Below are 14,791 nucleotides of genomic sequence, written 5' to 3' on the forward strand. Positions count from 1 at the left end.
AAAATGGCTAAGGTGTAAAAATCTACTTCTTGTAGTAGTCTGTTTATTTAGCTAATGAGTAATCTGCCTCTGTAGTTGTCTCTTTGAAAAGACATTCATTTTAAACACATAAAAAAAGCGCACTGAAATCTACTCTCAGTGCGCTTTTTATCAGTTCGTTATAAATCAGGAAGCAAACTTAATCATGTATTTTACTTCTCCACTTCTTGCTCTGTCTTCTTCTACTGATTCTACTAAATCTAATTTTAAGGCTGTTTCAAAAGCTTTATCAATTGTTTTTTTGATGCGGCTATAGTTGTTGTTTCTTTTGTAGCGATTGAGGTTCATAATATCGCTGAGCTTAGAAAAACTGTATTCTACTCTTCCGGTAGTGGAACAGTGCTTTGCCTGATACAAGCATTTTATAAAAAGCTCGATAGATGGATTTGGCCTACCTGGGTTAATTTTCTTTAAAGTAAGGTTTACATCTGATGGAATGTAAAAATAAGTCTGCGCCTTTTCTACCTGGTAAGAAATAAAACAGGCATCTACCATAAGTCTAAATTTATAATCGCCATCTGCCTGACTATCTTTGAATTTTGAGTATTCCAACAATTCAATAAGTCGCTTAATTTTAAAACCCGTTCTGTTTTTGGTGTTAAATGGCACTAAGAATTCTTTATAATGCAAACTCATTAAAGCATCTTTTACCAAATCTCTATGACGCTTGCTGTAACTTGAGTCTATGCCTAACATTCTGTATAAGCTACCCAATTGAAACTCAAACACCACTCTATCGATTTCTTCGATATAAGAAAGTGTTGAAAGACTTTTAGAAATCTGTGCCAATGCCACTACAGCTGTAAGCACACGTAATTCGTAACCCGAAAGCTCTTTGGTAATTCTTTGCTTTACATCATCACCCAGTTTTTCTTTAAAAAACTCTGGTAATGTAATCGTATAGTTATTATCCCCTCCTCTATGCAGCTTTAATATTCTATCTATCGAATAGTTAATCTCATTGGTAAGACGATCTTTAAAGTCATGATCTGTATCAAATATCTGTAATTGCGCCTTCCCGAATTGCTGACCTGATTCGATTTTAAGCAATCTGGTTGGGTATTTTATTCTGGTTTCGGGTTTTTTCATATCTCTCAAATTAAAAAAATTTCAGTAACTATCCGTTACCCGATTTTTGACTTATGACTTAATCTAACTCACTTTTTCATCTAAATTTTCAAGTCATTAAAAACTAAGGTAAAAGATCATTTTGAATTATTTAGCAGACACTTATGACTTATTTTGAAAAAATATGCCGTTTTACCAGACACTTATGACTTATTTAAGCTCTTTTTTTACTTCTCTAACAAACACTTATGACTTATTTTGGAGCAATTTTGAATGATTTTAGCACCTACAAGCAGACACTTGTGACTTATTATTAGGTTAAATAAGTCATATATACCTTCTAATTCCATTTAAACAGACACTTGTGACTTAGTGCCAAACACTTTTGACTTATCTGTCTTTAAGTCTTATACCAATAATAACAGACACTTGTGACTTATCAATTAAAGACTTTTGTTACAGTAAAACACCCTTGTTATAAGTCATATAGGGCTTATCACCCAACACTTATGACTTATTAGGCAGCTTAATAGCAGCTCTAACAGACACTTATGACTTATTCTTTATCGATTTAATTCTTATATAAGCCTACTCCAAACACTTTCGACTTATTCTTTACAGACACTTATGACTTAATTCAAATACATATAACAAGCTAGTCACTTATGACTTACAACCAACACTTATGAATTACTAAACAGTTACTTGTGACTTAAACACCCAATACTTTTGACTTAATGAGCAAACACTTATGAATTATTAGCCAAACACTTATGAATTATAGGGTTAAAGTAAACTTTTGGCTATCAGTTAGTTATAGGCAAATTTAGAAATGTATACCTTTTAAAATTTAAACATATGTTATAATTTTAAATTCAAAACTCTAATTTAACAGAGGTTTTGAATTAACAGAAAGAAGAAATGTTGGATATAAAACTATTTAATTCTCAGGAGATAAGATCGGTAATGTACAAGGGAGAACCACATTTTCTTGTAACGGATGTAATTGCAGCTCTAACAGAAACTTCTAATGCCAATCGCTATTGGACAGACTTAAAAAGAAGAGAAAAGAAAGCATCCGGAGTTGAATTATACGCACTTTGCGTAAGGTTGAAAATTGAAGCTTCTAATGGTAGAAAATATGAGATGGAATGTGCTGCAAAAGAAGCTTTATTTAGAATTATCCAGTCTGTACCCTCTAAAAAAGCAGAAGCATTTAAACTTTGGTTGGCAAAAGTAGGTAGCGATCACGTAGACGAAAAACTCTCTAAAAGACTTGCAGCCCATCGGAAATTAAAAGAATCGCAGAAAAGATTTTTAGAAAACATCTCAGACAGAGGGGTTGATGATGTAGGCTTTATTAAAGTAATTGAGGCGGGTGACAATGCGCTTTTTGGAGGCAAAAATATGCATGAAATTTACAATATAGACAAGGAAGAAAATCTAGATGATTATATGAATGCTTTGCTGCTGAAAGGGAAGGATTTTGCCACTGAAATATCTAACCTGAATGTGCACCACAAAGACTTACAAGGAAAGGAAGATATTAGCAAAGAACACGAAGAGCAAAATAAAGGAATTAGAGAGCATTTAATAAGCAAAACTAATTACAAACCTGAAGATATTCCACCCGAAGATAAACTCTCTCAAAAAGGCTTAAAACAGCAAAACAATAAAGGTGGGAAATTAGAAGAATAGTCTTTTTTAATTCGAACAAAAACTGCAAGAAATACGAATTATTCACACCAAATGGTATTATATTTTATGTAATATAATTAGCATTATAATGCATTTTTAAATATTATTTATAATAATTAATATTATATTTAGATATAATTATTAGTATTATTTCATGCAATTGATATTGAAATTTATATTTTTTAGCATATATTTGTGTCATTAAATATAATATTTTTTATGACAGATATATTACATGTATATAATAGTAAAGGAGGCGTTGGTAAAAGCTCCTTATCTTGGGTAATTGGAACTACACTCGCTAAACATTTGGAAGCTGCGGAGTCATCGGAAAAAGTGTTGATTATCGACCTTGATATTCAGAAAAATATTTCTACTTGCCTTGTTAAAAATCCAGATGAAGTTGAGTACTCGCTCTCAGATATTTTTATCAATGGAACAGCACCAGAAAAGGCAATTGTAAACGTATCAGACAATCTGGATTTATTGCCATCTGAAGGAGACCTAGATTCTGTAACAAATTACCTTTCGACCATTACCATGGGCAGGGAGTTTCAGTTTAAAGAAAAACTGGAGAGCTTTCTAAAAGAGAATTACAGGATTGTGGTAATCGACTATCCGCCGAATATAAACCTTCTTACATTAAACGCACTGATAGTATCTGAAGAGCATTGTCATGTGGTGGTTCCAGTAGAGCTTTCATTTCTTTCGCTAGCTGGGGCAGTACAAGTTGAAGAGCAATTGAACAAGATTAAGAAGTACAATCTGAATCGCAACATAGAGATCGACTTCGTTTGCATTGTGAAGGATAACATTTCTAGGTCTAATCACGCAAAAATTTCTCAAAGTGAGATAGAAGATCGTTTTAAAGATAAAATCCTTAAAAACACCTTAAAACAAGCTATTGACATTCCAAATGCCATGGTTTCTAAGTCTACCAACCTTTGGGATTACGATTCGGAGACAAAAGCGGGAGATTTTGTAAATGAACTTGTGGTGGAATTGTGGCAAAAAATGAATGCCAGTTCGTAAAATTTAATTGATTGAATCATGAAGAAGCAAGATAATAAAGACAAGTTGAAAGAGAGTTTTTCAATTTTTCAGAAGCAGCAACCAGCAAAAGAGAGTGAAGAGCCAAAAGAAAAGAAAATTACGGCAGAAAGTAGTACGACAAAAAACAAAGTAGAGGAACCGGTAAAAAAGGCTGAAAAGAAAAAACCAGCCAGTAATTTGAAAGACCTTTTTGGTGGAGATGAAAATAAAGGTTATTCAGCAGTTCAGGTGAAAAAGCTATATCTCGAAAAAGTGGAAGAGTTGGCGAAAGAACATAAAACCACAAAAACGCGAGTGGTAAATATCATCATCGAGAATTTCTTGAAAGAGAATGGGATTATCTGAAGTATCAAAACTTTGAATAGCAAGAGGTTAATATCATAAAATATATAATAAAAATATTATATTTTAATAATATTATATATTCGTAATCAATAATATTAGATATTATTATTGATATTTAATATGTTATAAACATAATATGTAATACTACAAAATAGTAATAAAATTATAATATTTTAAGTTATATGAACACTTGGATATTTGAGTGCGAGATGAAAAATATCAAATTAGTAAAATGAAAATTTTGAAACAGAAACAATAAATTCAGTACAGCACACAGCTAACTAATTTGGAAATTCAGGAGCGAATTAAAAACCTATTAAATTCAGAATTACAAAAGGCTCCAAATGTATTTGTAGGAAAAATAGAGCAAAGCGGATTTGATATATGTAATGCAGGTGTAGGCATTATGTTATCTCCATTTGTACAAGGAATCATCTCAAAGAGAATAGTAACAATTTACTTGAGGCCATCTAAGCAATTCAAATTTGCATTAGCAATGATGTTGTCTGTTAATATTGTATTTTTTATAGGTCTCATTTTAGATTTCCAGTCGGGCTGGTATTTTCTTTTTCTTCTATTTGTCCACTTTTTGATTGTAAATCTTGAAGGCTTAAAGAATTACAATAAGATATTGGAAGTACTAGAACTCTCTGATAAGAAAATAACAAAGAGTAATTTTATCTGAAATTACAAGTAAGCAAAAATTCTATTTTGTAATCAGGCAAAGTCCCAATTTGAGCATTAATGCATTTTCACCCAACTGTATAAAGCTCTTTACTTTCTTCTTTGCCTCTTAAGTTAAATTCACCTAATACTTTAAGCTGGAGCTTATTATCTGGATTTAGAATTTCGGCAAGGTCAGATGAAAGTAACAAGTCTGTATTTAAGCTATTACATAAACCTTGAATTCTAGCAGTGGCATTAAGTACATCTCCGGTAAATAGAATTTCTTTTTTAATTACACCAATTTCGCCAGCAGTAACATTACCTAAATGAATGCCAGCTTTAAAAGTGGGTACAATTCCAAAAGTCGCTTTATACCAATCACTCTTTTGCAGCAAAGCATCTCGCATCGCAAAAAAACAATCAATACATCGGGTGTTTAACTTTGGTGAAGCAAGCTTCCAAGAAACAATAATCTCATCACCCACATACTGATAAATTTCTCCTTCGAAATCGATAATGGGTTCGGCAATGTCAGCATAGTAGCTTTTGAGCAATTTGAAGTATTCCACATGGCCAAGCTTTTCGGCAATACTGGTTGAAGACTTCATGTCCAGAAACATAAAAATTCTTTCTTCTTCGATAGGGGAGTGGTACTTGCCTGTGAAGAACTTCATTAGTACACCTTGTCCAATATATTCGCTAATCTCACTATAAAACAAAGAAACAATGAGAGAAGCTGTGAGTTGCAGCACAGTACTTAAATGGGTAATACTAGTAAAATATTCCAGATATTTATCCCAAACTCTAGGGTCGAATAAACCAGCTTTAATTTCTAAACTGGCGGCAATGGGAAAAGTAATGAGTACCACAAAAAAGAATACCAATGTGTAAATGAAAAACTTGGAGCATATTTTAACAATGAATTTTTTGTTGGCAAAAACATTTTCAAGATACTTTATTTCGATAAAACCTATAAAAAGCCCAACACAGGTTATTGCCAAACTCGACATTATAAAAATTTGAGTATCCATTTGAATGGCAGTAGTAGGTAACTGATTGAAGCTATCAGTAGCGGCTAATTCTACTATCAGAAAAATCCATCCGGAAAGTAGCCAAATTACTCCAAAGGGAATAATTCTATTGAGATCTCTCTTAGTTTTTGGTCTTATCATTTTTCTATTTACGCTCTCTCAAATATAGATGGATTGTGATAAACATACAGTGCCATTGTCTCAATTACTTTTTAAAAAAGTGGCTATTTTTTGTTTAATCTGCCTTTTCGCACCCAAAATATTAATTAAATAACAAAATTAAGGCATAAAACAATGCACGCCCGTTGCAGGCGCTTTATGCTAATTATATATTTAGTTACTGTTTTTAAATATCAAATAACTTACTATTAAATTGAAAAAACTAACTAACACTCGTAGCTTCTACGTACACACACTATCTTGGCATAATGCAGACACCCTACTGCAAAAAATGCTATACTATTTTTATGTAATCGCCCATCCGTTTTTGAAATCAGGTTTAAAAATTCATTTTTTTAAGTCTACCTATCAACTTCTTCTGACACCTAATATCCATTCAAATTTCCCAAACTATTACTTAATCAACTATGCGATTATTTTTTACTATTAAACATTTCTCTATGAAAATTCTAGCACATCAAACATCACTTTTAGCATTAATTGTTTGTTTGCTGTTTTATGTAAACAGCGACGCAAATGCTCAAGTTATTGAAAAAGGTAAAGTAAGCAAAGAGTTAATTAATTTAACTACACAGAATGCGTCACAACGAATCCGAAAATCTACTTCAGTAGACAAATTTGAATCAAGTTTAGATTTACAGGTTTATGATGGTTATGTAGTTTTTGATGCCATCGCTTCCGAAAATACTGAAACCTTAAAAGCAGAACTGGCAGCAAAAGGCTGTAAAAAGCTATCTTCTTTTGGTGGTATGGTAAGTGGTTTAATGCCAGTAGATAAAATCTCTGAAATGCAGGCGGTTGAATCACTCAAGTTAATAAAAGCTGCCTATAAGCCACATACAAATATTGGTTCAGTTACCAGTCAAGGTGATGTTGCCCAACTTTCAGACGAGGCAAGGAGTCTGTTTGGAGTTAATGGTACTGGCGTAAAAGTAGGAGTACTTTCTGATAGTTACGATAATCTTGCAGGAGCGGCAGATGGTATTGCTTCTGGAGATTTACCCGGAGCGGCTAATCCATATGGTTTTACAAGTGAAGTAGAAGTTTTATTAGATTTACCAAGTGGAGGTATTGATGAAGGCCGCGGAATGTGTGAACTAGTTCACGATGTAGCACCCGGAGCTGAACTAGCGTTTTATTCAGCATTTTTTGGCCAGGCAGATTTTGCAAATGGAATTGTGGAATTGGCCGAAAGTGCAAATTGTGATGTAATTGTAGACGATATTATTTACTATGCAGAACCTATGTTTCAAGATGGAGTTATTGGGCAAGCAACCGATATTGTAAAAAGTCAAGGAGTCAGTTACTTTTCTTCTGCAGGAAACCAATGGGACGATTCTTATGAAGCTCCATTTAGAGATGGAGGAACCTATTTGCTAAGTGATATTATTAGTGGTCTCCCAATTGGAAATTATATAATGCACGATTTTGATCCGGGAGAAGGTGTAGACATTTTTCAAGAAATTGAGTTTCCAGCAGATGGAGGTTCCTTATTTTTAACAATGCAATGGGATGAACCTGCTGCTTCAGTATGTGAAGGATGTCCAGGTGCAACCTCTGATTTGGATTTATTTTTAGTACTTGCAGAAGATACCTCTGCTGTTTATTTCAATTTATCTGGTGTTGATTTTAATATTGGAGCAGATCCAGTTGAGCTAATGGGTATTTCAGCAGGGGGAGCAGTTAATGCTTACCTAGCTATAGGTAAAGTGGCCGATGGTTCTCCAAACCCATCAACAATTAAATATGTCAGTTTTGATAATTATTTGTTTAACGAATACTTACCTGTAGGCTCAACTGCTTATGGTCACTCAAATGCAAATGGTGCCATTTCAGTAGGAGGGGTAAGGTATGATAGAACACCAGAATATGGTTTGAACCCACCAGTAAGAGAGGTATTTTCTTCATCAGGAGGAGTACCAACACTGTTTGATATTCAAGGTAATCCGATGTATGAGTTAAGATTAAAGCCAGAAATTTCTGCTGTACAAGGAGGTAATACTACTTTCTTCGGTTTTGAATATGAAGGTGATGGATTTCCTAACTTTTTTGGTACTTCAGCTTCTGCACCTCATGCAGCAGCAGTTGCAGCACTAATGCTTGAAGCCAATGGAAACACCCTTACACCAGATGAAATTGAAGAAGCTATGACTTCCTCGGCGATTGATATGGATCCAACGAAATCAACCACTGTTCCTCCCGGTACCGATCCTAAATTCGATTTTGATACAGGTTATGGATATTTAACAGCTACCAGTGCCATTGCAGAAACTTTGCCTGTACCAAGTGTTTTGAGCCTTTGGGTTACAGATGCAAAAACTGGGGAGGTAATAAGTAAATTAGAAGAAGGTGATGAGATAGATTTAGCTTTTCTAGAAAGCCCAATTAACATTGTGGCTGAAGCTGTAAGCGGAGATGGCAAGCTGGAAAGTGTAAAATTGCAACTTACCGGTAAAGATTATGAAAGAACAGTCCAAAACAGAGAACCTTATGCATTATTTGGCAGAAATAGGTGGTATCCTAAAGTAGGGGATTATAGTTTAGAGGCAACACCATACACTAAGAAAAATGCTAGAGGTAGAAAAGGTTTTGCACTTTCAATCGATTTTTCAGTAATCAACTCTGGTAAAGTGGAGCAATATGTAGTAGTAAATGCTGAAACTAACGAAGATATTATGGTACTTGGAGATACGCTAAACTTGGCTACTTTGGGCACCAAAAAAATCAATATTAGAGCTGAGCTGAACACAGAAAATGCCGAAAAAGTAATTATGATACTTTCTGGCAGACAGTTTAGATACTCACAAAGTATAAAGCCACCATTTACACTTTTCCCATCGCATCATGGTAATTATTTTCCTTGGGTTCCTTATCCTAGAGAGGGAAGTTATAAGATTAGTTCGGTGGTGCATGCTTACCGAAATGGCCATGGTTATGCAGGTGAAAAAACAGAGTTTGAATTTGTAGTGATAGATGAGGAAGTTACAAGCCCAAGTGCCAGATATATTAGCCAAGCAGAAGATGAGTCTGAAATCGTTCAAGACAATGCCATTGCTGTTTATCCGACAGTAAGTACAGGTTTGGTAAATATTTCTTTGCAACTAACAGCCGAAGAAAACGCATTGCCAGTACAACTACGAGTTTATAATGGTGTGGGCAAAGAGATGCTAGTAATGCCAGATATTAGAGAGACAGACATACAACTCGACTTAAGTACTTATAATAGAGGAATGTATTTCTTAAAAGCAGCAGTGGGAGACAAGTTTTACACACAAAAATTTATATTGGAGTAAATAGATAATTACAGTTAATACAAGCAGGCTTTACTATGTGTGAAGCCTGTTTTTTTATACATTTATTGAGTATGAAATCTCAAATAGAAGCAGTGAAATCAGGTTATAACCCTAAAAAACTAAAATGACGAGCAAGGTTACTTATTACACTTTTGAAGATACACTCACCATTAAAATTGAGCCGACTGCCAGACCGATAATTAGTTTTGGGTTTATAGTTGACGTTCTTTTTAGACTAGCTCTTTTCGCCTTTACAGTGTATAGTTTTATTTATAGGCTAAAATGGCATAAACTTGAAGTATCTTCTATCATTATTCTGGTTCTAATAGCAAGCTTTGTAGTTCTAATAATATTCTTTTTTGTGAAAAGACTAATGAATTTTTTTGAAGCAGAAATATTGATTGTCAATCAGGAAAAAATAGAAATAATTACAAAAGCTTTAATTTGGCAAAAAGGCAAAAGCTATAGAGTAAAGGACATTTCTCATTTGAGTTACTTAGGTGAAGAAGAGTTGATTAATTATTCATCAGAAGCATTAAAGCATCAAACAGGTTTATATCAAACCGCGAATGAACGTGAGCTCGATACTGAAGAAGGAAGCATCTCATTTTTCTATAATGGTTATACAGTCCGATTTGCTAAAAATGTATATTTAGAAGAAGGTGAAAATATGGTAGAAGTTATAAAGAAGTTTTGTGGTAACTTGGAAGTTAAAAGTGATTTTGATGAAGTGTAGATTAGATTGTTATCTGATATTGATATTATCATTTTTAATTAGTTGTCAACCAGAGAAAGAATCAAATTCGATGAAAGGTGAATGGTTTCTCTTTTATAATGTGGAGGATTATAATTCTTTTTTAAAAGATAGCTCAGCCAATAATGAGATAATTGAAATTTATGATGAAAGTCTAGAATGGAAAGGAGGTTTATTTTTTCATGATCGCTCTAAATTTCAAGGTCAATTTGCCAATTATAAAATCCTAGATGATTTTATCACTTTTACAAATAATTATGGTTTGTTAAGCACCTATAAAATTACTATTAGTGGTAATGAGTTTTTCAAATTAGAGGGTGAGGGTTTCGATCTTTATTTCTACAAGAAAGGCAATTTGAGTAATAATCTGCTAAATAATATTGAAAGATTCTATTGCAAGAAAACTATTTATACTGACGAACATCAAACAGAAAAAGAGTTTATAGAACTTCATCTAAAAAATAACAGAGAGGTGTGTTTTAATGTAAACATTTCTACTGAATTAAATGGTTATTATACAGGTATACTTCCACAAGATTATTATGATTACCTGCTTAATCAGTTTGGTAAAGTAGATTTCAATCAGATTTTAAAATCAGAAAAAGCATCATTTAGTCATCTTGATTCTATATATATTGAAATTCAATTTAGAAATGAAACTATTACTTTTTGCCCTGAAGAACTGAATAATCCCACAAATGATTTTCGAGATGCAATACAAGCTTTAAATAATGTATATTTATTGAACTTGTATTCAAAAGTTGATTCTATGGAATATGCTGAATTAACTCAATCAAAATAGTCTATTATTAGTTATTTAAGAAATTGAATATCACCCCCAAAGTGATATATTTTAACAGAAAAGTGCTATTTATAAGTATCTTATAATCAACTTGTTACAAACCTTATATAAAGTAACAATAATAAGAATTATTGTGTGAAACATGCTTTATACCTCATATAAAGCTCATTTTTAGTTTTTTCTGATATTTAAGAATTTAATTCCCAATTTTTTCCAGTTTACCATGTTAATTCAGATAATTAAACAAATGTAAATGGAAACGAAATCACAAGAGTTTATCGAATTGGCAGGTAAGATAGATGCTATTTGGGTATTAATTGCAGCTGCTTTGGTTTTTTTGATGCAAGCTGGCTTTAAATGTCTAGAGGTCGGATTAGTGAGAAAAAAGCACATTGAAGCTGTCGCCATGAAAAATGTTATAGACTGGGCTGTGGCTAGTTTAATATTTTTAGTGTTTGGTTTTGGGCTTATGTTTGGCAAAGATAGTGTCGGAGTAATTGGCTCTAACCTGTTTTTTCTGTCAAACCTAGAGAGTGTTGAAGATGGCAATAGTTTAGGTATTATCTTTTTTATGTTTCAATTGGCATTTGCTGGTACTGCGCTTACAATTGTATCAGGTGCTATGTCTGAGCGAACAGGTTTTGTTCCTTATCTTGTAGCATCGGTTTTTATAGCATTATTAATTTACCCAGTGTTTGGCCATTGGGCTTGGGGTAATTTGTTTTTTGCCGATAACAAAAGCTGGTTAGCAGATTTAGGATTTATAGATTTTGCAGGTTCTACAGTGGTTCATTCGGTAGGAGCTTGGGTGTCTCTGGCAGGTTTGTCTTTGTTAGGGCCTAGAATTGGTAGGTATAACTTAGATGGTTCTCCTCGCGATATTAAGGCCTTTAATATTCCATATGCAGCCTTAGGTTTATTTATGCTTTGGTTAGGTTGGTGGGGTTTCAACGGAGGTAGTACTCTGGCTTTTGATAGCAGTGTGGGTTTAATCATACTCAATACAAACATTGCAGGAGCAACAGGAGCCATTGTTGCATATTTCCATTGCAAATTGTTCCAGAATAAAGTCGGAATCTACGAAAAACTAATTGGTGGTGCTCTAGGTGGTTTAGTAGCAATTACAGCTTCACCTCATATCCAAACACCGTTCACATCAATGGTAATTGGTATTTTAGCTGGAGTAGTTCATAATTACGGATTTGAGTATTTAGTAAAGAAAAGAATTGATGATGCAGTAGGCGCTATACCTGTTCATGGATTTTGTGGTGTATTGGGTACTTTGCTAGTTGTAATTTCTCCCGAAATCTTATTCACAGATGGTACTTTTAATTTTATGAGAGTAATCACGCAATTAGGTGTGCAGGCTTTAGGTGTTGCCATCTGTTTTGGTTGGGCCTTTAGTGTGGGCTTACTCATGTTTTACACTTTAAAGAAAACGGTTGGGCTAAGAGTTTCTCCTGATGAAGAAAGAGAAGGAATTACCTTGTTCCCTAAGATAAAAGAAAAAGATGAACAAATTGATGAAGACGAACTCAAGAAATTACTAAGTGAATTTTAATGGCCTGTAAAACAAAACATAATGGTAGAAAACATCAATATTGCTCAGGTATCAATTTGCAGTTCAGATACAAATTTTGACCTAGTCACCTTGCACCAATTTCTAAAGATTCCTTCTTTAAAACGCAATGAACTTATTATGCAACAGAAAATAGAGTTTATTGATATTGCAGGTGACAAAATCAATTTAATAGATGGTTTAAGAGCTATTACTAGTTTGATAAAAAAATTGAGAGAAGAAGGTTCATATTCAAATTATATAGAGAACCAATAAGCGTTAAATGGTAAGTTTGTTTTCAGAAGCTTGCCATTTTTTCTTTTATAAATAGACACTTCAAACACCACAGGATAAGACCATCATTTTTTAGTAAGAAATTACTTAGCTTTAAATAGTAACACTTTATTATGAAGATGAAAACTACTTTAAACGCTATTATTTTTTTGTGTGTAACCCAATTCATTAGCTGTAATTCTGAGCAGCAAGGCCAATCGCATGTTGAGATTAAAGAAGAACCTACCTTAAAAGAAAATTGGTGGCAAATTGCTGCGGTTCCAGATTTGGGCGAGTATAATAATGATAAAATGGAACCAGTCGATTTTGCTATTTGGCAGGCTGAAGATGATACATGGCAATTGGTTTCTTGTATTAGATATTGTGGTGAAAATGGAGATTTTCGTGTTTTGCATCGTTGGGAAGGTCAAGAGCTTACAGACACATTATGGCAACCCAAAGGGATTTTTATGATGGCAGATTCTACCCTTGGCGAAGAACATGGTTGGATTCAGGCTCCTTATGTGGTTCAACAAAATAATGTATACAAATTTTTTTATGGTGGAGGTGGGCAAATCTGTTTGGCAGAAGGGACAGATGGCAAGCACTTTCAAAGGCAAATTCAGGCAAATGGCAAAACAAGCATTTTTGAGGGTGAAGAATATGATCGCGCCAGAGATATTATGATTATGAATTACGATAATGAGTATTATGGCTATTATACTGGTAGTATAATAAACAGTTGGCCAGAAGATACAAAAGGCGCTGTGTTTTGTAGAAAATCGAAAGATTTAAAACAATGGGGAGAAGAAGTAAAAGTATCCGAAACGGAAGAAAATGTAGTTGACTTTTTATCTTCCGAATGTCCGCAGGTTATACATAGAAATGGGTTTTTCTATCTCTTTAAGACACAGGAATATAAACCCGGAGAGCAAAGAACCACTGTCTTTCGGTCAGATAATCCACTTAATTTTGGTATAGGTACCGATAGCCTAAAAGTTAAAACATTGCCAATCTCGGCACCAGAATTATTTACTTATAATGGGAAGCATTATATGGCGGCACTTATGCCAGATTTAAAAGGAATTAGAATTTCTGAATTAAATTGGGAAGGTATATGAATAATGTAAATGTTAGAGTGTAAAAAATGAGAAAATATAGTGAGGATTTAAGTAAAATAGTCGACGGATTTGAATTTTGGAAAAATGAAAAATTAGGAGATCTGTTAGTTTTAGATAAAGAAAATCTCCAAAGTGGGTTGGAGTATATAAAGACTCATGGTATAAAGAATATCGTAATAGGTAACATAGGTGAGCATCTTTTAACAAACCTTGACTTTTTAAAATATTATGAATTTATAGAAGTAATTTTTATTGGTCCTGATAACATTTATCTTAGTGGTTTAGCATATCTTAAAAATTTAAAAGTATTTAGATCAAGTGCTGACCTGAAAGATATAATTGATTTTAATTGGTTCCCTGTATTAGAGGAGTGTATGATAATATGGAACAAAAAGTATGTAAAGAATATTGAGAAATGTACCTCTTTAAAAAGTCTAAGTATTTTTAAATATAAATCAACATCATTGGAAACCCTTTCGGGGTTACATAACTTAAATTACTTGGATATCAAGTTTAGTAATATTAATAATTTATCAGGTATTGAAACTTTAAATAAGCTGAAAAACTTAATTTTTTATACTTGTTCTAAGTTGGAAGATATTAACGATCTAAAAAAACTTAAAGCTCCACTAACTGAATTAAACTTTTATAAATGTAAGAAAATCCGAGACTTTTCTATAGTAAATAAACTAATGTCACTGGAATCTTTAGTTTTGTATGGATGTGGAGAAATACCATCAATTCATTTTATTAGAGATTTACCTAAATTGGCTGATATTAATTTTTTTGAGACTAAAGTCTTGGATGGAGATATATCCCCTTGTATCGGTTTAGAATATGCTGGTTTTGAAAATAAAAAACACTATTCTCATACATTTGAAGAAATTGAAGCTTTAAATAAATCTTGATG

At 33.2% G+C, this 14,791-nt stretch carries 13 protein-coding genes; 11 read left to right on the forward strand and 2 right to left on the reverse strand.

The window, feature by feature from the left end; genetic code table 11:
- Positions 1-165: 165 nt before the first annotated feature.
- Positions 166-1,128: a hypothetical protein gene (locus tag OQ292_RS34780; RefSeq protein ID WP_284688897.1), complete on the reverse strand. Its 963-nt coding sequence runs from the start codon at positions 1,126-1,128 to the stop codon at positions 166-168.
- Between the two features lie 900 nt (positions 1,129-2,028).
- On the opposite strand from OQ292_RS34780, the gene OQ292_RS34785 reads away from it, so the two are divergent.
- The 4 genes from OQ292_RS34785 (at position 2,029) to OQ292_RS34800 (ending at position 4,888) form a co-directional block, all read left to right on the forward strand.
- The gene (locus OQ292_RS34785) at positions 2,029-2,805 is read left to right on the forward strand and encodes a BRO family protein (RefSeq protein WP_284688898.1); all 777 of its coding nucleotides are present in this window, start codon (positions 2,029-2,031) and stop codon (positions 2,803-2,805) included.
- A 219-nt stretch (positions 2,806-3,024) separates the two neighbouring features.
- A complete protein-coding gene (locus OQ292_RS34790; protein WP_284688899.1) occupies positions 3,025-3,837 on the forward strand; it encodes a ParA family protein in 813 nt (270 codons plus the stop codon).
- Positions 3,838-3,855: 18 nt separating this feature from the next.
- Positions 3,856-4,203 carry a hypothetical protein gene (locus OQ292_RS34795; RefSeq protein ID WP_284688900.1) on the forward strand — a complete coding sequence of 116 codons (348 nt, stop codon included), beginning with the start codon at positions 3,856-3,858 and terminating at the stop codon, positions 4,201-4,203.
- Between the two features lie 286 nt (positions 4,204-4,489).
- On the forward strand, positions 4,490-4,888 hold the full coding sequence (locus tag OQ292_RS34800; protein ID WP_284688901.1) for a hypothetical protein: 399 nt from the start codon (positions 4,490-4,492) through the stop codon (positions 4,886-4,888).
- A 67-nt stretch (positions 4,889-4,955) separates the two neighbouring features.
- Here the strand turns inward: OQ292_RS34800 and OQ292_RS34805 are convergent, their stop codons facing one another.
- Positions 4,956-6,041, reverse strand: a complete 1,086-nt coding sequence (locus OQ292_RS34805) for an adenylate/guanylate cyclase domain-containing protein (RefSeq protein ID WP_284688902.1) — start codon at positions 6,039-6,041, stop codon at positions 4,956-4,958.
- A gap of 479 nt (positions 6,042-6,520) precedes the next feature.
- Between OQ292_RS34805 and OQ292_RS34810 the strand changes: the two genes are divergently transcribed.
- The 7 genes from OQ292_RS34810 (at position 6,521) to OQ292_RS34840 (ending at position 14,789) form a co-directional block, all read left to right on the forward strand.
- Positions 6,521-9,373 (forward strand): S8 family serine peptidase, encoded by a 2,853-nt coding sequence (locus OQ292_RS34810; RefSeq protein ID WP_284688903.1) that lies wholly within the window; start codon positions 6,521-6,523, stop codon positions 9,371-9,373.
- A gap of 124 nt (positions 9,374-9,497) precedes the next feature.
- A complete protein-coding gene (locus OQ292_RS34815) occupies positions 9,498-10,109 on the forward strand; it encodes a hypothetical protein (RefSeq protein ID WP_284688773.1) in 612 nt (203 codons plus the stop codon).
- Positions 10,099-10,929 carry a hypothetical protein gene (locus tag OQ292_RS34820; RefSeq protein ID WP_284688774.1) on the forward strand — a complete coding sequence of 277 codons (831 nt, stop codon included), beginning with the start codon at positions 10,099-10,101 and terminating at the stop codon, positions 10,927-10,929. Before OQ292_RS34815 ends, OQ292_RS34820 begins: the two co-directional genes overlap by 11 nt.
- Before the next feature lie 253 nt (positions 10,930-11,182).
- On the forward strand, positions 11,183-12,490 hold the full coding sequence (locus OQ292_RS34825) for an ammonium transporter (protein ID WP_284688775.1): 1,308 nt from the start codon (positions 11,183-11,185) through the stop codon (positions 12,488-12,490).
- A gap of 21 nt (positions 12,491-12,511) precedes the next feature.
- Entirely contained in the window at positions 12,512-12,763 is a 252-nt protein-coding gene (locus OQ292_RS34830) for a hypothetical protein (protein ID WP_284688776.1), read from the forward strand.
- A 131-nt stretch (positions 12,764-12,894) separates the two neighbouring features.
- Positions 12,895-13,881, forward strand: a complete 987-nt coding sequence (locus OQ292_RS34835; RefSeq protein WP_284688777.1) for a glycoside hydrolase family protein — start codon at positions 12,895-12,897, stop codon at positions 13,879-13,881.
- A gap of 26 nt (positions 13,882-13,907) precedes the next feature.
- On the forward strand, positions 13,908-14,789 hold the full coding sequence (locus OQ292_RS34840; protein WP_284688778.1) for a leucine-rich repeat domain-containing protein: 882 nt from the start codon (positions 13,908-13,910) through the stop codon (positions 14,787-14,789).
- Positions 14,790-14,791 lie beyond the last annotated feature (2 nt).

It is taken from the genome of Chondrinema litorale (assembly GCF_026250525.1).
In the GTDB taxonomy this organism is placed as follows: Bacteria; Bacteroidota; Bacteroidia; order Cytophagales; family Flammeovirgaceae; genus Chondrinema; species Chondrinema litorale.

Excerpts from the sequence above, each read along its gene's own strand:
- OQ292_RS34825 (WP_284688775.1), top strand. The coding sequence starts at position 11,183 with ATGGAAACGAAATCACAAGAGTTTATCGAATTGGCAGGTAAGATAGAT.
- OQ292_RS34810 (WP_284688903.1), top strand. The coding sequence starts at position 6,521 with ATGAAAATTCTAGCACATCAAACATCACTTTTAGCATTAATTGTTTGT.
- OQ292_RS34790 (WP_284688899.1), top strand. The coding sequence starts at position 3,025 with ATGACAGATATATTACATGTATATAATAGTAAAGGAGGCGTTGGTAAA.
- OQ292_RS34795 (WP_284688900.1), top strand. The coding sequence starts at position 3,856 with ATGAAGAAGCAAGATAATAAAGACAAGTTGAAAGAGAGTTTTTCAATT.
- OQ292_RS34835 (WP_284688777.1), top strand. The coding sequence starts at position 12,895 with ATGAAGATGAAAACTACTTTAAACGCTATTATTTTTTTGTGTGTAACC.
- OQ292_RS34815 (WP_284688773.1), top strand. The coding sequence starts at position 9,498 with ATGACGAGCAAGGTTACTTATTACACTTTTGAAGATACACTCACCATT.
- OQ292_RS34805 (WP_284688902.1), bottom strand. The coding sequence starts at position 6,041 with ATGATAAGACCAAAAACTAAGAGAGATCTCAATAGAATTATTCCCTTT.
- OQ292_RS34830 (WP_284688776.1), top strand. The coding sequence starts at position 12,512 with ATGGTAGAAAACATCAATATTGCTCAGGTATCAATTTGCAGTTCAGAT.
- OQ292_RS34840 (WP_284688778.1), top strand. The coding sequence starts at position 13,908 with ATGAGAAAATATAGTGAGGATTTAAGTAAAATAGTCGACGGATTTGAA.
- OQ292_RS34780 (WP_284688897.1), bottom strand. The coding sequence starts at position 1,128 with ATGAAAAAACCCGAAACCAGAATAAAATACCCAACCAGATTGCTTAAA.
- OQ292_RS34785 (WP_284688898.1), top strand. The coding sequence starts at position 2,029 with ATGTTGGATATAAAACTATTTAATTCTCAGGAGATAAGATCGGTAATG.
- OQ292_RS34820 (WP_284688774.1), top strand. The coding sequence starts at position 10,099 with ATGAAGTGTAGATTAGATTGTTATCTGATATTGATATTATCATTTTTA.